This window comes from Bdellovibrio sp. HCB337 (assembly GCF_047302465.1).
Classification (GTDB): Bacteria; Bdellovibrionota; Bdellovibrionia; order Bdellovibrionales; family Bdellovibrionaceae; genus JACMRP01.
In genome coordinates, this window is the sequence record NZ_CP178621.1 from 1,354,699 (window position 1) to 1,377,250 (window position 22,552).

The following is a 22,552-nucleotide window of genomic DNA, read 5'->3' on the forward strand; positions in this document are numbered from 1 at the left end:
TGCAACCTTTACTTCAAAGCGTTGCTTAAGAAGCTTTGGAAAGAGCGAAGGTCCGCTGTGCAATGTCCGCCGTTTGTAGGTTCATAGACCAACGGCGATCCCGCTTGCTGAGCTGCTGCTGCAAAGGCTTCAGCGCCTTCAAAGAAACCGTATTCGTCACGATCGCCCGTAGAAAGATACAGATTCACATTTCTGTATTTTCCGGCGCGCATTTGCGACATAGGGTTACGACCATTCCAAACATCGACTGTTTTGAATTTTGTTCTGATGGCCGAGATCATATCAGTGACCAAAGGAGTTTGAATCCACGGGCCGCCTCTTGAAATATAATTAGTAACCTCTGCTTGCTCAAACGGATTGAAATCAATCAACGCCGGGCAAATCGCCATCACACTAGTAAATACCTTCGGACGAAGTGCCGCGACTGTGAGTGCGTTGTATCCGCCAAGTGACATGCCAATCAGGTGACGAGCAGGGCGAATGCCGTAAAAAATGTAATCGTTTTCGATTGCCGGCATAGCGACATCGACAAGATCACGCAAAGTCGCTGGATCATCACCCGTAGGTTCTACAGGAATGCTCTCGCGCGGGCCAAAAGACAATGCAACATAAATCGGAGCTCTGTCTTGGACGGTTTTAATAACCGAGTAAAACGGCGATCTAGCATCTAAGAAAAGAGCCAAATCACTCGGTTTGCCATTAAGACCGTGGAAGTAATAGATAACATTTTGCGGGATCTGGTCCTTTTGGTAGCTGTGAACACAATAGTTCAAAGTCTTTCCAGAAGGCAAAGCCATGTTCTTACAAGTACCAGGGAATACAGGGGCCGCAGGTGGTGGCGTCGGTTTTGGCTTTGAAGGCCCTCCTTCCTCGGGTTTTCCAGGAGGAGTTGGTGTTGGGCTTGATGGTGGAAAAAGATCGTCAATTCCACCAGCAGCAAATGCCATAGACACAGAGCAAACAATAGCAAGAATGATTGAAGTTAAACGTAACATATTTCTCTCCTCTTATTTGCAGCCTGCGGTGCCGGTTTCAATTTCAGTAATAGAACGTGGAAGCGCCGAACAGTAAGCGTCAAGCTCTAGAGAACGAATTGGGAGAGGGCTGTTAGAGTTTGAGTTGATTGCAAAAGTTAATACGAGTTCTTTTTGACGACTAATCATAAACATCGGTGCAGAGAACTGATCCAAAGTAAACTCGAGGCGATACTCGCCAGGTAACACACCTGCCGGCTCGACCTTCGCGATTTCAGTCCATGGAGCTGCATAGTTTTTAAAGACTTTGTCATAGACAGAGACAAAAACTTTTTCGACAACCACGTCTTTGCCAAACTCAGAACCATTAACATTCATAACGACTTTGTATTTGAAAGTGTTCGTGTCTTTACCTTCGTAAGAAATATTAAAGTTCTCAAGAAGGGTAGGTTTCACCAAAACGATCGATTCAGATCCATCCGGGAAAGTCGGTTTTGGCGTAGGAGTTGGAGTTGGTACCGGTGTTGGCTGAGGTTTTGTTTGAATACCTTTGCCGACAACGCTGAATCCATAAAGAACTCTTTCGCACTGAGGAGCAGAACGAGATTCAATCTCAAGATGTAGGAGCGACATATCGTCGAAAGAGACTTCTTTGCCGCTAACAACTGGAGTGTCCACGCCAAAGCGAGAAACAAACCAACGATGAGTCAGACTCTGCAACGGACATGTGCCCGCGGGAAGTTTTTTAACGGCCTCTTTGCCGATCGTAAGTTCATTCAGGGTAAAAGCCCCTTGAAGGTTCTCACCTAAATGGAAGCTATACACGACCAACAGGTCTTTGCCTTTTTCCCAAGCCAAAGCCCCGTGATTAATGTTCGAGGCCGTCACGGCATCGCCAGGGGTCATGTATTTTACATTGGAGTTCCCAAGCTCTTGCACGCCATCTTTGCCAGCGGGTGGTTGAGCTTTGGGAGCGGAGGAGGAGGATTTGGAGCAGGATACCAGAGTTGTTAATAATAAAACGACTAATAGAACATGCTTCATGAACCCCTCCTTTAGGGATTACTTACGTTCGCTAAGTGGAACGACTTTACGTTGAGCTGCACCAATGTATTCGCTAAGTGGACGAATGATACGGTTGTTTGCTGCTTGCTCCATAATGTGAGCAGACCAGCCCGTAGTACGTGCCATCACGAAGATCGGAGTAAAGAAATCGATCTCAAAACCCATCATGTAGTAAGCAGGACCCGCTGGGAAATCGAGGTTTGGATAGATTTTCTTTTTCTCTACCATCACTTTTTCAAGTGAGTTGTACATTTTCATCCATTTTTGTTCACCAGTTACATCTGCCATGATTTGTGCGTATTTTTTCATGGTTGGAACACGAGAGTCCCCAGATTTGTAAACGCGGTGACCAAAGCCCATTACTTTTTTCTTCTGAGCAAGTGCATCGATCATCCATTGTTCAGCTTTATTAGCATCTGCAATCTCGATCATCATGTGCATAACTTGTTCGTTTGCACCACCGTGCAAAGGACCCTTCAATGCGCCGATACCCGCAACAGTTGCAGAGTAAAGATCAGATTGAGTCGAAGTCACAACACGTGAAGTGAATGTAGAAGCATTGAAGCTGTGTTCAGCGTAAAGAATCAAAGACACGTCAAAAGCTTTTACGATTTCTTTTTGTGGAACTTTACCGAAGCACATGTGGAAGAAGTTCTCAGAAATGCTCAAGTCCGCTTTTGGTGGAATGAAATCCAAACCTTTTTTGAAACGGTAGTCGGCAGCAACCATTGTTGGAATTTTCGCAAGCAACTGGATCGCTTTATCCATGTCTGTTGCAGGCGTTGAATCCCAGATACGAGTGTCTTCACAACCTTGGAAAGAAACAGCTGTGCGGACTGAATCCATAGGATGGCATTTTGGTGGCAAAGCTTTGATGACGTTCAAAAGAGTTTTAGAAATTTCGCGATAGCCGCGTTCTTTCTTCGTGAAGTCTGCAAGCTGAGTCGCATTTGGCAACTCACCGTTGTACATCAAGTAAGCCACTTCTTCGAATGAGCAATTTTCAGCCAAGTCTTGAACTGGGTAACCACGGTAGATCAATGAGTTTGTGTCAGGATTTACTTTAGAAACAGAAGAGGTGTCGATGACGGCGCCTTCGAGACCTTTTTTAACGTTCATCTTTTCTGGTTCTGGAACGTAATCGGGATTGATATATTCAGCCATGGTTCCTCCTTAAGCTGCGACGCATAACAATATGCTTATTGAGGAACCAAGCTATTTCGCCGCCGGAATCGAGTCAAGACTCAAGCCAAGCGTCAGAGAGTACTATTTCATCGGGCAGATGGTGATTGGAGTTCGAACGGCTGTGATGTCATAAGCCTCGCGAATTTGCTGGCTGTTAACCGCGACGCAGCCAAGCGTCCAATCTTTTGGGTGGATCAATGCGATGCGGTTGTAGTCTGCACGATTGCTAGGCAGGCCATGAATCATGATATCGCCACCCGGAGATTTGCCGCGACTACGAGCATATTCGATGTCTTGCTTATTCGGGTAGGAAACTTCCAACGCCAACGTGTAAGCACTGTCGGGCTTTTTCTTACTAATATAGTAGACGCCTTCCGGAGTTCTGAGGTCACCTTGAAATCTTTTAGCTCCGCGCGGGAAGCCGAAAGCAGCTGGGTAGCTGCGGATGACTTTTTGATCTTTAAGGAAGTAAATACGGCGGTAGTCTTTGGACACCAAAATCTGGTCAATTTCTTGGCCAGAGTAGAGGAAACTCTTGAAATCATTGTCGCTCATGAACGGCATTTTTTGGATTTTGTCCTGATAGTTACAGATGTTGTCAGCAGCTGTCGCAGTCACAGGCAGCGCCAGAACCAATCCTAGAAAGAGTTTTGCAATTTTTTTCATATAAAGTGGACTAACAACCCTTGGCCACGTTGGCAACAATACAAAACAGCAGCTTGGTAATTTACAGCTCCCAAAATTTGGTCCGAAAAGGGAACAGTGGCCACTGTGACACCAGTTTGTGCCGAAAATGCCTGGCCCTCATCTTGCTTTGGTCAACATCCGGGTGCTTTTTAGAAACAAGGAGAATTTCATGAGAGCGTTTTTAGGAATCTTAATCACTGGTTTTTCAATCCAAGCTTTAGCCGCTGACGACGTGTTGGTATCGCAAAGTTTAGATCAAGTGCGAGCTTCGCGTATGGAGCTGCAAGAGGTTCAACGTCAGTTGCCTCCACACCTTCAACAGGCTGTGCAACAGATCCAGCAACGTTTGGATTATGTCGATCGCTCTTTGGCTGACGCTCTTCGTATCCCGGGCCGTCCTCAGCCTCCGCCTCCACCACCAACTCGTCCACCAAACTATGGCGGTCGTGTCGAGCTTGAAGCACTTTGCGAGTTAGACGACGATGCGCAATTTGATCCTGGCCAAAATCAAGCGGGTGTTCTTCGTGGTTCGGATGTTCGTGAGTTGATTGAAAAATGCCGTGTGCTTGCTTCGACTCGTGGTCGCAATTACACGTCAGGTATTACCAATATTAAAGTTTTGAACAAGCCTGCGCACTTTGTGCAAGCGACTTGTGATGTGGATGACGATGCTCAGTTCGACTACGGTCAGCGCACCGTGGGTGTGATTGCTGGCGAAGACTTTGTTTCAATCGCTCATCAATGCCGTGAAGTTGCGAAAGGCGCTCATCCAAATGGCGCTGGCGGTATCAAAAACCCAGTTTTAGGTAACAACCAAGGACGTCGTATTACGACAGCGACTTGCCACATGGATGATGACCTTCAGTTTGATGAAGGACAAATCGTTTTCGGCCGTATCCAAGGCCGTGACATCGTCGACGTTGCTCAACAGTGCCAAGAGATCGCAAGACTTGCTTTCGGTCAAAATGGTTCTTCAGGTTTGAAAGACGTCCGCGAAGAGTAAGATTTTTGAATCTTAAAAAGTAAAAACCCGCAGTTTTGAAGGCTGCGGGTTTTTTTGTATCTAATGTCTTGGTTTTATCTGTTAAGGAGCGTTTGAGAAACTGCCGCGGCAGCCGTTGCTTTTGAATTCTGCAAAACGCTTGTCCCAGTGACAGTTCGAGTGAAGCGCTTCGTTCTTCAAGAAAACGCAGTATTCGGTGAGTGTCGGTATATATCTGCTTGGTGGAACGGCCGTAGAGCATGACAGTTTTAAGCGGGCATCCCAACCAGTCCAATCTTCTGCTTGGATGTTGGTTTCATCAAAGTCATTGCCGCAATTTGCAGTGTAAATACTCTGGCGAGTTTCTAGTGCGCAATTATTGTTTTTTTCGCGATCCATAAGAGTCACGCAATAGTCGGCTTTTCTATAAAACTGTTGTTTGGTGTCACAGTTAATTCCGGTCAAGTCATAAGAGAAGCTGCCTTCTTCAGGCCAGCGTTCATCCGGAGAAAGTTTGCGATTCGGATCTTTAGAGTTTCCGCCACGCATGCCAGTGCCTTCGTCATTGCTAGAACAACCGATCACAAGGACTGACGACAGAGCTAAGGAAACAAGGATCATTCTTTTCAGAATGGACATATAAAGCCTCCATGCTTATAGAGGCATTTTTCTATAGAATTCGAGTTATTTCAATAACGGCTCGGAACCTGGTCTAGGCTGGTGTTCTCAAGTCACGCAAGGTTCTTTTGGAACAGAACCTTGAGGAGGCTACTTCTTAATAGTAAAGTTAAAGATGCTCGTGTCGAAAGAGTTGTACTCTTCATAACGAGTCAGTGTGTAGAGGTCTTTACGGTGTTGCATCTTATCCAAAAGACTTTCTTGAGTGCCTTTGGCTTTGATTTCGTGAAGACCAGAAACAGTCGCGCCCATTGCAAGACGGAATGTCGTCACAGGATAGATCACGATGTTGTAACCAAGGTTTGAAAGTTCTTGGTAAGTGTACAAGCGACCTTTACCGAACTCAGTCATGTTCGCCAAAAGAGGAACTTTCACGGCTTTACGGAAAGTTTCGAACTCTTTTTCGTTTTCAAGAGCTTCGGTGAAAATACAATCAGCGCCAGCGTCGATGTAGGCTTTTGCACGGTCGATAGCTTTGTCCAAGCCCTCAACTGCACGAGCGTCTGTGCGCGCGATCAATAGGAAATTTTCATCCAGTTTTTTCCCGCGAGCAGCCGCAGCCACTTTGCGAACCATATCATCAGTGCCCACAATGCCTTTGCCATCTAGGTGACCACAGCGTTTTGGGTTGATTTGATCTTCGATATGACAACCGGCCAAACCCATTTCGATCATCTCTTGCACTGTGCGAGTGGCGCTCATAGGTTCGCCAAAGCCTGTGTCGATATCAATGATCGTCGGAAGTTTGGTAGTACGAGCGATTTGACGTCCGCGCTGAGCTACTTCAGTGAGCGACGTCAAACCAATGTCTGGATAACCAAGGTCATTCGAAAGCACAGATCCAGAAATGTACACGCCGTCAAAACCTTCTTTTTCAATCGCCATGCTCACCAAAGGTGACCATGCACCCGGGAATTGCAAGAGTTTTCCTGTCTTCAAAGCATCGCGAAAGTTTTTACGTTTTTGAGCTGGTGTAATTTCTGGAAATAGCATGATTGATCCTTTAGTGAAGTCCAGCTTCGGCCCCAGTGCGGGGCCTCAGCATCCTCGGCATGTGCCGATTAGAAAATACCTTTAGTATCGCGTTTGTTGTTCACAAGGCGATCCATTGGGATTTGTACGTTCATCATTTGTACTTGAGCTGGAGTCAAATCAGCCAAGTTCTCAACCAAAGAAACGAAGCGGTTGCGCTCGTCTTTTGTGATGATCTCTTCAGTCAACATATCAAACTTACGAACGTAGTCCGCGCGTTTGAATGGTTTAGCTCCTGCTGGATGCGCATTTGCAACGCCCAATTCGTCAACCAAAGTCGTGCCGTTTTTGAAGAAGATCTCTACGCGGCCACCGAAACGTTTTTTATCTGGATCAGCATTGTGGTAAGCCTCAGTCCATTTCGCATCTTCAACAGTAGAGATTTTGTGCCATAGAGCCACAGTGTCTTTACGTTGAGCACGTGAAGGCTCGTAAGATTTAACATGGTGCCAAGCACCGTCTTGAAGTGCCACTGCGAAGATGTACATGATCGAGTGATCAAGAGTTTCGCGAGATGCATTTGGATCCATTTTTTGTGGATCGTTCGCACCAGTACCAATCACGTAGTGAGTGTGGTGAGAAGTATGGATCACAACTTTTTCGATATCGTCGAAGTTTGTGATTTTAGTTTTCATACGAGCAGCCAAGTCGATCAATGCTTGAGATTGGTACTCTGCAGAGTGTTCTTTCGTGTAAGTCTCAAGGATTGCGCGTTTATCTTCGCCAACTTCTGGAAGTGGAACTTCGTACTTTCCGTTTTTGCCAGAAAGCATGTAAGCGATGACTGAATCTTCACCTTCGTAAATTGGAGAAGGAGCACCTTCACCACGCATTACGCGGTCCACAGCTTCAACTGCCAATTTAGCAGCGTGTGCTGGAGCGTAAGCTTTCCAAGAAGAGATTTCACCTTTACGAGACTGACGAGTCGTGAATGATACGTGAACCGCTTGTTGAATCGCTTGGTAGATAGTTTCAGTTGGAAGACCCAAAAGTGTTCCGATACCAGCCGCTTGAGCAGGGCACAAGTGAGCGATATGGTCTTTTTTGAACTCGTGCAAGCAGATCGCTTTTACAAGGTCTACGTGGATTTCATAACCAGTTACAAGGCCGCGAAGAAGATCTTTACCGCCTTTGTTCATTTGCTGAGCGACTGCCAAGATTGGTGGAATGTTATCACCAGGATGAGAGTAATCAGCTGCCAAGAAAGTATCATGGTAATCAAGTTCACGAACAGCAGTACCGTTCGCCCATGCTGCCCATTCACAGTCAAATTTTTGATCATTAGGCATCCCGAAGACAGTCGCGCCGTTTGCGCGAGGATGAGCTAGCGCCATAGCACGTGCAGAAGCAACCGGACGACGGTTGGCCGCAGCGATAGCCACAGAAGCATTGTCGATAATACGGTTGATCACCATATCCAAAACGTCTGCTTTGATAGGAGCAGAGTCAGAAGCGATCTCGGCCATTTTCCAGGCTAGTTGGTCTTTGCGGTCTAATTTTTCTTTCGAGGGATAAACACGAAGTGCATGCTTTTTCATCAGAATTGTCCTTTCAAGTACAATAAACAGCTCAAGCTAGCTTGGTGCGGAAAAGCGGTCAAGAAACGGCTATTTTTTCGCAACGAGATATAGTGAGTCAGTTTTGCGAAAGGACCTCAAATTCTTACGCTGAGTTCCATATACCTTTGTTTGTTGGCGTTTAGACCTGTCGGATAGTTCCGATAAATCGTGTATGAAATGGACTGTAGGGCAAACTCTGTTGTTGTGGACGGCCTTCTTCGTGGCAATGAATGCTTACGCTGGCGGCAATTTTACGTATACCGGGCGTATTTTAGACGCTGCCGGAAACCCTGTCGTCGCTAATTCGGTACGCTTCACTTTAACGATCTACGAACCCACTGGAAAATGTTGGCTCTATACAGAACAACGCGAGTTGGATTTATCCGCGTCTTCTGGGACGTTCTCGATCGACATTGGCGCAAATGATGCCTCGCTTGTTGCAGCAACGGCTCTTTTTAACGGCAGCGTCACAGGTCCACAGACGATGAGAGACGTTTTTGATAACGTCAAAAGCTACAGCGGCCTGGGCGGAGCCAATGGTTGTACAGGTATCTACACTCCGAATTCTTCCGAGCCCAATGTGGGGCGCTTGCTCTCGGTGTTTTTCACAGTCGACGGTGGGCCGAATCAAGCGTTGCCGGTTTTGAAAATCAATCCAGTGCCTGCTGCTTTGCAAGCTTATGCGGTGAATGGTTTTGGCTCGGGCGAGTTATTGAAAATCAATCCAACGGATGTAGCGGCAAGCTCGGTTCCTAACAATGCATTGACGCAAGTTCAGTACGAAGAGTTCTGGAGACTGGTGAAAAATCCACTCGCGGCATATTTGCCGGTATCGGGTGACGTTACTTTAGTTTCTGGTAACAACAAGCTAACGACGTTGTTGGGACAAGCACTCCCTGCAGGGCCTGCGACCAACGGACAGGTTTTGGTTTCTAACGGAACGACTTGGACATTACAAGCAGTGGGCAGCGGGTCGGTCACTAGTGTCGGAGCGACAGCGCCGATCGCAAGCTCAGGCGGTGCGACGCCAACAATTTCTATTTCAAAAGCGGATTCTTCGACTGACGGTTACTTGGATAAAAGTGACTTCGCTGCTTTTAGTGCGAAACAAGCAAATACTTTAGCAGACGGCGCGATTTGGGTCGGGAACTCTTCTGGCGGAGCACAAGCTCGTGCTGTGAGTGGTGATGCGACACTTTCAAATGCCGGAGTTTTGACTTTGTCGTCGACAATCACCGCTGGTGGCCCAGTTGGAACTTCTGGCTACGTACCAGTTATCACTTACGATGCTAAAGGTCGTTTGACTGCTGTTACTTCAGCTGCAGTTAATGACGCTTCGAAGTTACCTCTTGCTGGCGGCACTATGAGTGGCGCTATCAATATGGGTGGTCAGGATTTAAATAACGTTGGCAACATCAATATGGCTGCTAACAAATACTTCGGTCTTTCTGCTAACGGCACTGATGGTACTGTTGCTGGTCAAATGTGGTATGACGGCGGAGTTATCAAATACTTCGACGGCTCTACTGTTAAATCATTGGGTGTTGCTGGCGCTGGTATCACTAATTTGAACGGTCTTTCTGCTGTGACTCAGTCTTTTGCAATCGGCACTTTAGGCAATGCGCCTGCATTTAATTCTGTAACAAGCACGCATACACTGAATATCCCAATGGCTTCAGCCTCTGGTTCAGTCACTGCGGGTCTTTTGAGTAATGCAGAATACGCAGCCCTCAATGCAAAACAATCTAGCGCATTGGCGTCTGCTAATGTGTGGGTTGGTAATGCGTCGGGCGCAGCCCAGGCTCGTACTTTGACGGGTGATATTTCTATCGACAATGCTGGCGCGACTAGCTTAGCTGCTATCAAAGGAAAGTCTCTGGATGCCACTGCAGCTACGACCATGGGTCAAGTGCTTTTCTTTGATTCTGTCGCTGATAAATGGAAAGTTTCCGCAGCAGCAGCGCCTACTAACGGCCAAGTGATGAAGTGGAATGACACTACAAAAACTTGGGAGCCAGGCAATGATACTGGTGGTTGGACTGCTGTTGATGCCTCTTACGCTGCAAAAGGGATTGTGCAATTTGATACAAATGCTGCGACGTCGGGGATCAATGTCTCTTCGGGAGTGGCAAACGTTGTTCGTACAACGACAGGTACAGCAAATACGATCGTAGCTCTTGATGCATTTGGTACTACAAACCTTTATGGCCTAGGAATGCTGGGTTCAGTCAGCGGAACAGTTCTTCTAAAACCATCTGCTGTGACATCAAACTATGCTTTAACATTGCCAAACTTAGCTCCTGGCGCTGGTCAATCTTTGCAATCCGATGCTTCTGGCAACCTCACTTGGGTAAATGGCGTGACAACGGCAACAGGTATCGTAAAAGACGGCAATAGTTTTGGTTCTAACTTAGTTATCGGAACGAACGATAACTACGATTTTTCTTTTGAAGCAAACGGCGCAACAGCGATGACGATCAAGCCAAATGGAAATATAGGGATCGGTACAGCAGATCCACTTTACAAACTTTTTATTGAAGACACGACTATCAATAATCCTGATAAACGCATGGCTGTAACCAGAGCTGTGTCGCAATCAACGGTGGACGGTGCTTATACATCGATAGGCTCCGACTCCCGTGTCAACGAGGCCGTCGCGACCGGAGTTACGAATACAGGAACCGTGCGTGGTTCGTGGATCGCGGCGCAAAGAAATGCGCAACTGGGTGTTGATGACGATGGAACTCTGACAAACCTTGAAGGCGCTGTTCTTCAATACGGACACTTTGCTGTAAATACAGCTGCGGATCCCAAAACGACGAATCTGTACGGGATTAGATTAGATGCCAACTATCGCCGAGGAACGATCACCAATCTTTATGATCTTTATATCGGTGCCGGTACCGGTGGTGGTGGGACTGTTTCAAATCACTATAGTCTCTATCAACAAAGTTCAACGGCAAAAAACTATTTTAATGGTTTTGTCGGTATTGGCGCATTAACACCTGCGACGAAGCTTGATGTTTCCGGCGTTACTCGCACAACGGGCCTTGATGTGAATGCGACCTACGGCGGAAGCCAGGTTTCTTTGCGCGCTCCAGGTGCATTTACAAGTTACACTTTAACATTGCCAACAACTGTGGGAACTTCAGGGCAATTTCTGCAAACAAATGGTTCAGGTGTTTTATCTTGGGCGGGTGTTACTGTTAATGATGCGACGAAGCTTCCACTTGCTGGTGGCACTATGTCTGGCGCTATCAATATGGGTGGCCAAGACATTACGAATGCTGGCAACATCTCCATGGCTGCGAATAAGTACTTCGGTCTTTCTGCAAACGGTACTGATGGTACAGTTGCTGGTCAAATGTGGTATGACTCAGGCACAATCAAATACTTCGACGGTTCAACCGTGAAGTTGTTGGGTGTTGCGGGCGCGAGTGTCGCCAACTTAAACGGATTAACTTCTGCGACACAAACATTTGCCATCGGTACTTCTGGAAATTCTCCAGCTTTTAACTCTGCAACGAACACTCATACCTTGAATATCCCAATGGCTTCTTCTGCAGGGACCGTCACGGCAGGTCTATTGAGTAACGCCGAGTACGCAGCTTTGAATAACAAACAGTCTTCGACCTTGGCCAACGGACAAGTATGGGTAGGGAACGCTTCGAATGTTGCGACGGCAACTAATCCTGCGACTCTTTTTGTAATGAAAGGCGGGCAGGCTGGGGCGGTCTCTTTGGGATCGAGTGATGCGAATAACTTAACTTTGCTGACGAATAACACCGCTCGTTTGACGATTGATTCAAGTGGTAACATCGGTATCGGCGCGGGTTCTGTTTTGAACAAACCTTTGGATATCGTAGGTACAGGCGCCACGATCGCAGGGTTAAAACGCACTGACGACTCTGATGGGTTTCATAATATTCTGTCTCTGACTCGTACTCGCAGCAGCGCTACATTGCCAGGTGCTGGTTTTGGTGGCTCGATTGCATTTAGTGGCGAATACGACAATGCCAATAACACAACAGCAATGGGTTTCTTGGGCGCGCTTTGGGAGAATAACCAAACAGGCGCACTAGCAAATGCAAATTCAGCAATGACGTTCTCGACGGCGGCAGCAGGTGTGACGAATGAACATGTTCGCATTACCTCTCAAGGGCGCGTGGGAATTAATACGCCAAGTCCGAGTTATCCGTTGTCGGTCGCGGGAACTATTGAATCAACATCTGGAGGATATCGATTCCCAGACGGTACAACTCAAACCACAGCGGCTACGAATGTTGCTGCAAGCGCTTTGACAAATTCAAAAGTCTGGGTTGGTAATGCTTCGAATAAGCCTGTCGAAGTTTCTTTAAGTGGCGACGTCACTATGGACAATGCCGGTGTGACGACTGTTGATAAAACTACGACGGCTGTTGCGAATAAGATTTTGCAACTTGATGCAAACTCTGTTGCTAACACCAAGGGTGTCGATGCGACGAATTCTCAAAGTACGGTCTATGCAACTTCATCGGCGTCTTTGAAAGTTCCAGCAGGTGGCGTAAGTCTTTCAGTGAATAACTGGCAAGATACCAGCGGGACAGCTTCCTACATTAAAATGAACGCCTACAACACGAGCTCGAATGATCAATATGCATATATCGGGACTGTTTCTACGGCTGGTGCAGGTGCGTGGTCTCCAGCGATTGTTTTTGGTCAAACCACAAGTTCTACCGCTTACGCAGAAACCATGCGTATTCATAGCAATAATTTTGTCGGCATTGGCGCGACGGCTCCTGCGACAAAATTAGATGTTAGTGGCGTAACACGTTCTACAGGTTTAGATGTGAATGCCACATATGGCGGTAGCCAAGCTTCGATTCGTGCGCCAGCTTCATTCACAAGTTATACGCTGACACTACCAACGACTGTCGGAACAAATGGTCAAGTACTTACCACTAATGGTGCGGGAGTTCTAACTTGGACTGGGGCTATCGGTGCAGTTTCGGATACGGCAAACCTAGCCAATGGAAAAATCTGGGTTGGCAATGCTTCTGGCAAAGCAGCCGAAGTCACAATGTCAGGCGATGTTACAATCACCAATGCAGGTGTTGCGACGGTTGATAAAACTCAAACTGCTGTTGCTAGTAAAATCTTGCAATTAACAGCTTCATCAGTGGCAGTAACAAAAGGTGCTGATATCGGCGGTGCGAGCACCGGTATTGTGTCTCTTCGATATCCAAGTACCGCAACTAATACAACATTGACGTTCCCAAGTGCTGCAGGAACCGCAAATCAGTTTTTACAAACTAATGGTTCTGGCACTTTGGTGTGGGCGACTCCGGCAGCAAGTCTTCCGAGCTTGGTAGCTACAAATATTTGGGTGGGGAATGCATCGGGTGGACCTGAAGCACGCGTTCTGTCGGGTGATGTTTCTGCGATTTCTAATACGGGTTCAGTCACAGTTGTTAAGACAACTACAGGAACTTCAAATACAATTGTTTCAACAGACGGTACAGGCACCATCGAGGCTTACGGTTATGGTATTAAAGGCACTACTTCTGGCACCGTCGATCTATTAGCGCAGGCGACGACCGCGAACTACTCTTTAAGATTTCCAGCAGCAGCTCCGGCAGTAAATCAGATTCTGCAATCGGATGCTTCCGGAAACTTTTCTTGGGTTAATGCTCCAACCGGTGGCGGCGCCCTTTCTGCAATTACTGCGGCAACATCAACAAACACTATCGACAGCTTGAACTTTGCGCAAACTTGGAACTGGTCAACAGCGACGACTCAAAGTCCACTGTCAATCAGTGCCAACGCATTGACAACCGGCTCTCTTTTAAATCTGACAACCTCAAATGCTTCACTCAACTCATCAAACGGTTTGTTGCAAGTTGCAAATACTGGCGCTTCGACAAGTGGAACTATCGCAAGAATTCAATCGAATTCAACGTCAGGCAGCGGTTTGACCGTCCTTGCCAATGGTAATGTCGGTATTGGGACGACAGCCCCGGGAGCCATGCTGGAAATGGACCCTTTGTTAACATCTTCTTCTGGCATCGACTACGGATTTAAAATTCTTCCGACAGTCAATGGATCGGGTACTCAGGGTTATACTGGAATATTCATGAACTTAACCCAAACCGCAGCGGGAAGTGGCACAAAAAATTTGATCGATCTTCAGCTCGGTGGTGCCAGTAGGTTTCGAGTTGATACCTCGGGCAATTTGACCGCAAATGGCGTCCTCTCAGCCAATGGCGGTGCGAGCATTGCAGGAACTGTGAATACCAACCAAGTGACGGCATCCAATATTAGCACGACCGTCTATGCTTCGACCGCCGGATTTGCATACCCAAGTGGGGCTGGCGGTTATGTTTCGATAAAAAATACGGGCGTCGCTGACGGCGCACATACTCATCTGTTGATGACAACGACAAATGCTTCATCTCGAGCGCAAAATGCATACATCGGGGTTGTATCGACGACCGGTGCAGCTACTTATAGCCCCGCGATGGCGTTTGGTATTCAAACCGGTTCGGCGTCGTACGCCGAGTCTATGCGCATCGATGCTTCTGGCAACCTAGGTGTTGGGACAACGTCTCCGCAAACAGGCAATCGCCTTGATGTTCAAGGTGGTGCGATTGCCGCAGGCTCTATCAGCGCTGCTGCAGGGAATGGTGGTCAAATTCGCATGTATGAAATTGGTTCACCTGGCGCTAACTACGTAGGTTTCAAAGCTCCAGATGCGATTACTACAGATCGTATTTGGACTTTACCCGCTGCGGATGGAACTGCAAACCAAGTATTGCAAACCAACGGTTCAGGAGTGCTTTCTTGGGTCTCGCCGGTAACAACTTCGACGGGGATTGTGAAAGACGGAAACTCTTTTGGCGCGCATTTGATCATCGGTACAAATGACAACTATGATTTCCGTTTCGAGTCTAACGGTGCAACAGCAATGACAATTGAACCTTCGGGAGAAGTGGGTATTGGCACGACGACTCCGGGTTATAAGTTGGATGTGGCGACGACAGATGGCTCTGCGATTCGTGCAAATACTTACAGTGCGACGGCAGGCCAAGGCAGCAATGTGATGCTATATCGCGCGCGTGGAACTGCGGCAGCACCAGCAGCCGTACAAGCAAATGATACTTTGGGTGGATTGTATGCAAGAGGTTATGGGGCATCTAGTTTTGGTTCTTCCTCGACTGGTTATGTTGAATTTTCTGCGTCGCAAACTTTCACAGAGGCCAATCGCGGAACTTACATGTCAGTGTACACCACGGCAGATAACTCTTCGTCTCCTGTAGAGCGAGTCCGCGTCGCCGATGATGGGAATGTCGGTGTCGGAATCACGAACCCTACCAGTCTTTTGCATGTGGGTGGTGGAAACGTTTCAGCACTAACGTACGGTAACCGTGAAGTGGGTTTAACACTCTCTGACGGTGGTCTCTTGGTTGCAGGAGCAGGGCCGGAAATTGTTTTTAAGAATAATCCAGCGTCCGGAGCATCTGCTTATGCCAGTATCGCAGGGATTGGGCTTGGTGCGGATGGAAGTGGGACATATGGTGGGATTGCTATTGCCACTAAAAAAGCAACGACCGGTGCAACTCTTAGTGAGTCAATGCGAATTGATAATAGTGGAGATGTTGGGATCGGGACCACGAATCCTTTAGTAGGTTTGATGGTTGAAAAAGACAATGGAAATGGCTACGCGGGATGGTTTAGGAAATCTAATACAAGTAATGGGGTTGGTCTTGGATCAACGGTTGTGGGCGGCATTGGTATGATCCAAGGTTTAACTACTGCTGGTGGAGTTGCTGATTTAGCACTGAACCCAAACGGAGGACTGGTCGGGGTTGGGATGGTCCCAACTGGAGCTGCTCGTCTTCAAGTAAGCGCAACTCCTACAAATGCATCGCTTTTCGCTGTCGAGAATTTGTTTAAAGGCGATATCACGGCAAGTGGGACTTACTATAGCATCGGATTGGAAAACAACATCACGAAGAGGGTCGCGGCTGGCGTGACAGACTCCGGTTATTTGCTGGGAATGCGAGCGAATGTGATGAGAAACTTTACTATGACTGGAGTCGACACAGGGACTTTGGAGAGTCTCGCGGGCCTCGCTATTCAGTATGGGCATTACAATGGGAGTGCGACAGCACCGCAAACAAATGTAGCATTTGGGATGCAGATTTCTCCTCATATCATGACAGGAAGTATCGGAACAATGTACGACTTGATGTTATCTGCGCCATCCACTGGAGGTACCGTCGGGACTTACTATGGCCTTTATGCGGGTGGGGTAAATAAGCTCAATTTCTTTGAAGGAAAATTGGGAATTGGTACCAACGGGCCTGACGAGAAACTCGTGGTGTATAACGGAAGCACGTATGGTAGATATACCACTTCAGGATGGACGCATTCTTCGGATGTGCGTTTGAAAACAGACATTCAACCTTTGAATGATTCTTTGAATAAGATTCTGCAGCTTGATGGTGTCAGCTATAAATTCAAAAGTGATCCTGAAGGTAAAAAACAAGTTGGGTTCATCGCTCAAGAAGTTGAGCCCATCTTCCCAGAAGTTGTTACAACAGATAAAGACGGCATGAAGTCTATGATCTATAGTAATTTAGTGGCTCCTCTTGTTGAGTCTGTAAAAGCTCTTTACGCTAAGATCACGGCGCACGATGAAAAATTCAAACAGCTTGAGGCCGAGAATCAAGCGATGAAAGAAGCCTTGTGTGAGTTGGGCAAACAACAATTCTGTTCCCAAAAACGGGTTCCTGCCTCGAATTAAGGGTCCTAGAGCGGCTTGAAGTCATAAGTCTTGTGTGCCATACTTTTTGCCATGACTCTGACTCAATTAAATTACATTGTGGCTGTTTCTCAATATCGTAGCTTTTTGAAGGCCGCGGAAGCTTGCCATGTGACCCAACCAAGTTTGAGTCAACAAGTTCAAAAGCTTGAAGAAGAACTGGGTGTTCAAATCTTCGATCGTCAGCGCCAGCCTGTACAGCCAACTCCACTTGGGGAACAAATCATTGCACAAGCTTTGGTGACTTTAAAAGAGTCACAAAAAATCTCTCACTTGATTGATGAGACCCGCGGGGACTTGCAAGGAGAAATCACTTTAGGCGTGATTCCGACATTGGCTCCGTATCTTTTGCCTTTGTTTTTAAAGAAATTCTCTGATCAAAATCCGAAGCTCAAAATTATCATCGAGGAACTGCAAACAGAGCAGGTCACCGAGAAGATTCATTCACGCCAAATCGATTTGGGTCTCGTCGTGACTCCGTTAGAAGATGTGACCTTGGTACAAAAGCCGCTCTTTCTAGAGCCGTTCCTAGTCTATGTTTCTGAAGGGCATCCGTTGGCTAAGCAAAGAACGGTCGAGGCCAAAGATCTTTCTCAGAACGATATTTATCTTTTAAAAGAGGGCCATTGTTTCCGCGAGCAGAGCCTGTATTTGTGTCAGAATCGCAAAAGCGGCACTGAGCGTCTTGTGCAATTTGAAAGCGGCAGCCTTGAAACCCTCAAAGAATTCGTCGAAAGCGGCGAGGGGTACACGCTTTTGCCAAGTCTTGCGACCCAAAAGATCAAGCACTCTAAGCTTCTAAAACCCTTTGTGGCGCCAGTTCCAAGTCGCGAGGTAAGCTTGGTTTATTCTCAGCACTTCTCTCGGGAAAGGCTCTTAGAGGCCCTTATGGAATCAATCCTTTTAAGTCTTCCTAAAGACCTTAAAATTGCCCCACAGCGTTTAAAACGTCTCAATATCCCGTTATAGGTAAAACCTATAACTAAATAGTTATATAGAATTGGAAACTATAATAGGTTTCTCCGATACTAAGTGTATAAACAGGTAGATAAAACTAAACCGAACGTACACCAAGGAGAAATTTATGAAAAACCAAAATGCAATCACTGCTCTTTCGCAAACTCTTGCTGAAGAATATTTGTTGATGTTGAAAACTCAAAACTTCCACTGGAACGTAGAAGGTCCTTTGTTCTACTCGCTTCATAAACTTTTTGAAGAACAATATACTTTCTTGGCGGCACAAGTAGATGAGGTCGCTGAACGCATTCGCGCCCTCGGCGAAAGAGCGCCTGGAAGTTATCGCGAATTCTTGAAAATCTCAAAAGTGGAAGAGGCTCCTGCTGATCGTGTAAACGCAATGAGAATGATCGAGATTTTGAACGATGATCATGAAAGCATAGTGAAAAGACTCGAGCAATTCCGTGCTCAGGCCGACGAAATCAAGGATAATACAAGTGTAAGCATCTATGACGGGCTGATCTCTTTCCACCAAAAAGCCGCCTGGATGATCCGCAGCCATAGATAAGTAACTAATTTTTATCAAGCTTGGGAGGGCCTTATGAGTTCATTGTTGTTAGGTACCCTTGGTGGTTTGATCTCCTGTTTATCCACATGTGCCGGGGCCCTTCCAAGCCTCTACCAAAAACAGGGAACTAAAAATCCGTGGAAGTTCGTAAGTCTGGATTTCACGCTCGGGATGATGTTGGCAGCGTCGGCGTTTTCACTGATCCTGCCAGCTTATAAGAGTATTTCGTTCGAAGCTTTGGGCGGTCTTATTGGAGTTTCTGCGGCTTTGTTTGCGGGGGTTTTCTTCATTAGTCATTTAGGTGGCCGTATCGCCCAGATGCAAACTGGGAAATCCGAAGATCAATCTCAAGTTGCCGTTAGATCTTGGCTCTTTGTGACTGCGATGATGATTCACAATTTCCCAGAAGGCTTGGCCTCTGGGGCGAGTCTCAATGTTGAAAATATGAAAGCGGGGATTACAATCCTGGCTTCGATTTGTTTTCAAAACTTGCCTGAAGGATTGATGACGGCTTTGGCCTTTCAAAGTTTGGGTATGAGTTCTAAAAGAGCATTGTTAGGGGCTTTTTTGACTGGTGCTATGGAGTTCTTCGGCGGTTTTGTCGGAGGCCTCGTGACTACGCTGACAATGCAAGCTTTGCCATACATGCTGGCCTTTGCCGGTGGAGCGATGCTCTTTGTATCGAGCAAAGAACTGTGGGCGCAAACTCAGGGACATCCTGGGAAGGTGTTCACTAATAAATCCTTCGCCCTTGGCTTTGTGCTGATGGCGTCGATGAGCTTACTAAGCTTGTAGATAGGTCCCGTTGTTCCTCCCGACCATTGCGATCGGGAGGTTCTGACAGAATTTCATTCTAATAATTAATAGGAAGTCACAATAAAGAGCGTACCATTGCCGATGCGGCGGCGAATGCTGCCGTCACGGTTTTTTAGAATATGCCCACTGCGAGTGAAGTAAGGAACTGTTGCTCGCATGTGCGAGCGAGACAAATTCCAGAACCAAGCCGCATTGGTCTTATGTAAGCGCACGCAACCACCAGAGGCTTTTCTTCCAAGTTCTTTATAGTGGTCCGGAGTGGTTGCGTGCACTGCTATACCGCCATTAAAGAAAATTGAATACTCCATGTTGGCTTCCCAAGTGGTCGACCAGTGATCACGGATGTAACGTTTCGGAGAGAACCAGCCCGTCGGTGTTCCTGTGAAGTAGGTACGGCCAGATTTTGCGCGCTCCCAACGTTCACGTCCTGTAGAGACCGCGAAACTTCTGACGGCACTTCCATAATGATAGACCGTTGCATGTTGTGATCCTTTACTGATCACCATCACGACGGGGAACTCACTATAGACACTCACGCCATAGTAGTCATAGATTTGTGCCGGAGAAAGCGGCTCTATTTGCGGAGAGTACTGGGTACTTTCCTCAGTGATATCTTCGGTTAAAAACTCATCGGTGAGTTCGCTGGTGATTTCATTCGGTGTCATAAGCTCATCAAGGTCGACTTCTTCATTGGCCGCGGCAGGGTGTGTGCTCATTAGCAAAAGAACAGACAGCAAGAATCGGGCAATCATAAAAACCTCCTGTGCTTGTGTTGGACCACATCACGTTCAAGCGTATTCCCGGGGCTTCGCGAACATTCGCTGTGTGTTTCATATAAAGAGGAAGATTTTCAAGAGTTCGTAAACTTTTCGTGCAAGAATGCGAACATGGAGGAAGCTCTATGTCGACGATTATTGCCATTGTCTATCCCAACAAAGATGTTGCTGAAGAGGTTTACGAGACTGTGAACCGTCTGCAATCCATGGGGCTACTGGATCTTATAGATGCTTGTGTTGCTGAGAAAAAAGAAAACGGCAAAGTGAAGTTACAACAAGCCTTCAATTTGCCACTGATCGGTGCTGCAAACGGCATTTTCTTAGGAGCCCTTGTGGGGCTCTTCTTTATGGTGCCAGGAATCGGAGCTGTTGCGGGAGCCATTGCTGGATCCCTCAGTGGAGCGCTTACAGATGTCGGGTTGAATGACAGCTTTATGAAAGATCTTTCTTCGGAAGTGGATGCTGGGAATACAGTACTATTTCTGTATGTGCGAGACGCCACAGTAGATCGCGCAATTCCCGAGGTTGGCCGACATGGGGGACGCATTTTATACACGTCCCTTTCAGGTGATCAGGAGAAAAAACTGCAAGAGCTCTTTAGTGGAGAAGACTATCGCCGGAGTCCGGAATTGCAGCTTTAGCAGATCCAGGATTTTTTGGCGGAGCACCTTCGACAGTTTCAATGCGTCTTGAAAGATAAAGCGCTACAAACGTAGTGACGATTGCAATGTAACCGACGATCTCATAGTTCACCAAGTGTCCGTTGGCATCTTTTGTAATCAGAACACCTGCAATATAACTTGCGAGTGCCGATGCCATTTGTTGCACACAGCTGACAATACTCATGAAGCTTCCGCGAGTTTGTGCTGTCGATGTGCCGGAAACCATCGCTGATGCCGGAATCATTCGGCCACCAGAAACGACGAACATAAATGAGGTATGGCAGAGAACAATCCACAAAGGCGTGGGTCCTAGATGCGTGATCGTAAAATAGGGAATGATGGTTAGCAGAGCTCCCCAGAAAAAGACATTGTGCTTACCATAACGATCGGCCAAGCGACCGATAAATGGCGAGGTGAAAATCGTAAAGAGTCCACCGCACATGTACATTAGCGGCAGTTGTGCTTCTGTCAGCCCTGCATTTGAGACCAAAGACGGAGACATAAAAGGAATAATTGCGAAGTGTCCGAAGATCACCGTCGACATGAAGATCAATGCCTTCACTTGATTTGGATTTTGTAGAATGCGTGTGACAGCACGATGAATGGGCTCTTTCGTTTGGCCACTAAGATGTGCACGCATCGGAGGAACAGCTTTCGCAATCACCCCGCAAAGAAGGAGCGCCAATCCACCAAGCACGATGAACGGAGAGTGCCAGCCCCAGATATTTGCTAAAAACAGACTTAAAGGAACCCCTAAGACCGATGCCAGAGAGAACGAAGTCATTACCACACCCATGGCGCTGCCACGGCGTTCGTAAGAAATGGCATCACTGACGATCGACATTACCAAAGACCCCAAGACTCCGCCAAACACTCCAGTCAATCCGCGAGCAGCAAGAAGAGTTTCGTAAGTTGGTGAAAGACCACAAGCTATGGTGCCGATACTGAAACCTAAGAAGAATACGAGCAAACTTCTTTTGCGATCGAATTTATCCATGAAGAAAGATGCCGCAAATCCACTAACGCCGGCAAAGAAAGTATAAGAAGAAACGAGAAGGCCAAACTGATGCGGGTTGATTGCAAACATCCGCATCAATTGAGGACCCAGCGGCATCATGATCATGAAGTCGACGATAGAGCTAAATTGAATCGAGGCCAGAATAGCGAGAAGAATTTTTTCCTGACGAGAGAACATGCTAAGTCCTTAACTGAAACCGAGATAGGAGCTTCAGACTTAGAATAGGCTAAAAAGCAGAATTTGCCTAGTGACTATCTTAGACTGGCGGAGGTGGAGCCCAAGGGCGTGAAGAAGCTTCCTCGAGGTCGGCTTGAAGTGTGATTTCTGCATTTAGCAGTCGCGATATTGGACAATTTTTCTTTGCATCTTCAGCAATTTCTTGGAACTGGCCCTGAGTTACATTTGTGACATGTGCTTTTAAATGCAAATGAGATGATCCGACAGTCCACGTGTCTTTATCTTTTTGCAAGCTGACGGTGGCAGTGACATCAAGGCTTTCAGGTTCAAAGCCTTGTTTTGACAGAGCGGCGGATGTTGCCATTGCAAAACAACTAGCGTGTGCTGCAGCTATCAGCTCTTCAGGGTTGCTCCCAGGCTGATTTTCAAAACGTGTTTGAAACGAGTAAGGAATATTTTTGAGGGCTCCACTGAGAGTTGAAACATCTCCTTTTCCTTCTTTGATACTTCCTCGCCAAATAGCACGCGCTTGTCGTTGCATAAAACCTCCTCGTGTTTTGGTTTTAGAATTCTTCTAAGGTTTTTTGAAACAAATTTAATTCAAGATGCAATA

At 46.9% G+C, this 22,552-nt stretch carries 16 protein-coding genes; 6 read left to right on the forward strand and 10 right to left on the reverse strand.

The window, feature by feature from the left end; genetic code table 11:
• Positions 1-8 precede the first annotated feature (8 nt).
• From ACLWBB_RS06570 to ACLWBB_RS06585, 4 genes are all read right to left on the reverse strand, one after another.
• Positions 9-995: an alpha/beta hydrolase-fold protein gene (locus ACLWBB_RS06570; RefSeq protein ID WP_413290814.1), complete on the reverse strand. Its 987-nt coding sequence runs from the start codon at positions 993-995 to the stop codon at positions 9-11.
• A gap of 12 nt (positions 996-1,007) precedes the next feature.
• A complete protein-coding gene (locus tag ACLWBB_RS06575; RefSeq protein ID WP_413290815.1) occupies positions 1,008-2,018 on the reverse strand; it encodes a hypothetical protein in 1,011 nt (336 codons plus the stop codon).
• An 18-nt stretch (positions 2,019-2,036) separates the two neighbouring features.
• Complete coding sequence (locus tag ACLWBB_RS06580) at positions 2,037-3,203, reverse strand: bifunctional 2-methylcitrate synthase/citrate synthase (RefSeq protein ID WP_413290816.1); 1,167 nt, start codon at positions 3,201-3,203, stop codon at positions 2,037-2,039.
• Positions 3,204-3,305: 102 nt separating this feature from the next.
• A complete protein-coding gene (locus tag ACLWBB_RS06585) occupies positions 3,306-3,890 on the reverse strand; it encodes a L,D-transpeptidase family protein (protein WP_413290817.1) in 585 nt (194 codons plus the stop codon).
• A 190-nt stretch (positions 3,891-4,080) separates the two neighbouring features.
• Between ACLWBB_RS06585 and ACLWBB_RS06590 the strand changes: the two genes are divergently transcribed.
• On the forward strand, positions 4,081-4,914 hold the full coding sequence (locus tag ACLWBB_RS06590) for a hypothetical protein (protein WP_413290818.1): 834 nt from the start codon (positions 4,081-4,083) through the stop codon (positions 4,912-4,914).
• Between the two features lie 81 nt (positions 4,915-4,995).
• Here the strand turns inward: ACLWBB_RS06590 and ACLWBB_RS06595 are convergent, their stop codons facing one another.
• The 3 genes from ACLWBB_RS06595 to ACLWBB_RS06605 form a co-directional block, all read right to left on the reverse strand.
• Entirely contained in the window at positions 4,996-5,532 is a 537-nt protein-coding gene (locus ACLWBB_RS06595) for a hypothetical protein (protein WP_413290819.1), read from the reverse strand.
• A 129-nt stretch (positions 5,533-5,661) separates the two neighbouring features.
• Positions 5,662-6,564 (reverse strand): methylisocitrate lyase, encoded by a 903-nt coding sequence (gene prpB, locus ACLWBB_RS06600; protein WP_413290820.1) that lies wholly within the window; start codon positions 6,562-6,564, stop codon positions 5,662-5,664.
• A gap of 68 nt (positions 6,565-6,632) precedes the next feature.
• On the reverse strand, positions 6,633-8,141 hold the full coding sequence (locus tag ACLWBB_RS06605) for an MmgE/PrpD family protein (RefSeq protein ID WP_413290821.1): 1,509 nt from the start codon (positions 8,139-8,141) through the stop codon (positions 6,633-6,635).
• Between the two features lie 193 nt (positions 8,142-8,334).
• Here ACLWBB_RS06605 and ACLWBB_RS06610 point away from each other — a divergent pair, with 193 nt between their 5' ends.
• The 4 genes from ACLWBB_RS06610 to ACLWBB_RS06625 all read left to right on the forward strand — a co-directional run bounded on the left by ACLWBB_RS06610 (position 8,335) and on the right by ACLWBB_RS06625 (position 19,285).
• Complete coding sequence (locus ACLWBB_RS06610) at positions 8,335-16,947, forward strand: tail fiber domain-containing protein (protein ID WP_413290822.1); 8,613 nt, start codon at positions 8,335-8,337, stop codon at positions 16,945-16,947.
• Between the two features lie 51 nt (positions 16,948-16,998).
• Entirely contained in the window at positions 16,999-17,934 is a 936-nt protein-coding gene (locus tag ACLWBB_RS06615; RefSeq protein ID WP_413290823.1) for a hydrogen peroxide-inducible genes activator, read from the forward strand.
• 115 nt (positions 17,935-18,049) lie between these two features.
• On the forward strand, positions 18,050-18,490 hold the full coding sequence (locus ACLWBB_RS06620) for a Dps family protein (RefSeq protein WP_413290824.1): 441 nt from the start codon (positions 18,050-18,052) through the stop codon (positions 18,488-18,490).
• A gap of 33 nt (positions 18,491-18,523) precedes the next feature.
• Positions 18,524-19,285, forward strand: a complete 762-nt coding sequence (locus ACLWBB_RS06625) for a ZIP family metal transporter (RefSeq protein WP_413290825.1) — start codon at positions 18,524-18,526, stop codon at positions 19,283-19,285.
• A 65-nt stretch (positions 19,286-19,350) separates the two neighbouring features.
• Here the strand turns inward: ACLWBB_RS06625 and ACLWBB_RS06630 are convergent, their stop codons facing one another.
• A complete protein-coding gene (locus tag ACLWBB_RS06630; protein WP_413290826.1) occupies positions 19,351-20,058 on the reverse strand; it encodes a L,D-transpeptidase in 708 nt (235 codons plus the stop codon).
• 149 nt (positions 20,059-20,207) lie between these two features.
• On the opposite strand from ACLWBB_RS06630, the gene ACLWBB_RS06635 reads away from it, so the two are divergent.
• Positions 20,208-20,723 carry a DUF1269 domain-containing protein gene (locus ACLWBB_RS06635; RefSeq protein ID WP_413290827.1) on the forward strand — a complete coding sequence of 172 codons (516 nt, stop codon included), beginning with the start codon at positions 20,208-20,210 and terminating at the stop codon, positions 20,721-20,723.
• Here ACLWBB_RS06635 and ACLWBB_RS06640 read toward each other — a convergent pair.
• Together ACLWBB_RS06640 and ACLWBB_RS06645 are read right to left on the reverse strand one after the other, a co-directional pair.
• The gene (locus ACLWBB_RS06640; protein ID WP_413290828.1) at positions 20,680-21,939 is read right to left on the reverse strand and encodes an MFS transporter; all 1,260 of its coding nucleotides are present in this window, start codon (positions 21,937-21,939) and stop codon (positions 20,680-20,682) included. The genes ACLWBB_RS06635 and ACLWBB_RS06640 overlap by 44 nt on opposite strands.
• Positions 21,940-22,018: 79 nt before the next feature.
• Positions 22,019-22,480, reverse strand: a complete 462-nt coding sequence (locus tag ACLWBB_RS06645) for an OsmC family protein (protein ID WP_413290829.1) — start codon at positions 22,478-22,480, stop codon at positions 22,019-22,021.
• Positions 22,481-22,552 lie beyond the last annotated feature (72 nt).

Excerpts from the sequence above, each read along its gene's own strand:
- ACLWBB_RS06570 (WP_413290814.1), bottom strand. The coding sequence starts at position 995 with ATGTTACGTTTAACTTCAATCATTCTTGCTATTGTTTGCTCTGTGTCT.
- ACLWBB_RS06575 (WP_413290815.1), bottom strand. The coding sequence starts at position 2,018 with ATGAAGCATGTTCTATTAGTCGTTTTATTATTAACAACTCTGGTATCC.
- ACLWBB_RS06580 (WP_413290816.1), bottom strand. The coding sequence starts at position 3,203 with ATGGCTGAATATATCAATCCCGATTACGTTCCAGAACCAGAAAAGATG.
- ACLWBB_RS06585 (WP_413290817.1), bottom strand. The coding sequence starts at position 3,890 with ATGAAAAAAATTGCAAAACTCTTTCTAGGATTGGTTCTGGCGCTGCCT.
- ACLWBB_RS06590 (WP_413290818.1), top strand. The coding sequence starts at position 4,081 with ATGAGAGCGTTTTTAGGAATCTTAATCACTGGTTTTTCAATCCAAGCT.
- ACLWBB_RS06595 (WP_413290819.1), bottom strand. The coding sequence starts at position 5,532 with ATGTCCATTCTGAAAAGAATGATCCTTGTTTCCTTAGCTCTGTCGTCA.
- prpB (WP_413290820.1), bottom strand. The coding sequence starts at position 6,564 with ATGCTATTTCCAGAAATTACACCAGCTCAAAAACGTAAAAACTTTCGC.
- ACLWBB_RS06605 (WP_413290821.1), bottom strand. The coding sequence starts at position 8,141 with ATGAAAAAGCATGCACTTCGTGTTTATCCCTCGAAAGAAAAATTAGAC.
- ACLWBB_RS06610 (WP_413290822.1), top strand. The coding sequence starts at position 8,335 with ATGAAATGGACTGTAGGGCAAACTCTGTTGTTGTGGACGGCCTTCTTC.
- ACLWBB_RS06615 (WP_413290823.1), top strand. The coding sequence starts at position 16,999 with ATGACTCTGACTCAATTAAATTACATTGTGGCTGTTTCTCAATATCGT.
- ACLWBB_RS06620 (WP_413290824.1), top strand. The coding sequence starts at position 18,050 with ATGAAAAACCAAAATGCAATCACTGCTCTTTCGCAAACTCTTGCTGAA.
- ACLWBB_RS06625 (WP_413290825.1), top strand. The coding sequence starts at position 18,524 with ATGAGTTCATTGTTGTTAGGTACCCTTGGTGGTTTGATCTCCTGTTTA.
- ACLWBB_RS06630 (WP_413290826.1), bottom strand. The coding sequence starts at position 20,058 with ATGATTGCCCGATTCTTGCTGTCTGTTCTTTTGCTAATGAGCACACAC.
- ACLWBB_RS06635 (WP_413290827.1), top strand. The coding sequence starts at position 20,208 with ATGTCGACGATTATTGCCATTGTCTATCCCAACAAAGATGTTGCTGAA.
- ACLWBB_RS06640 (WP_413290828.1), bottom strand. The coding sequence starts at position 21,939 with ATGTTCTCTCGTCAGGAAAAAATTCTTCTCGCTATTCTGGCCTCGATT.
- ACLWBB_RS06645 (WP_413290829.1), bottom strand. The coding sequence starts at position 22,480 with ATGCAACGACAAGCGCGTGCTATTTGGCGAGGAAGTATCAAAGAAGGA.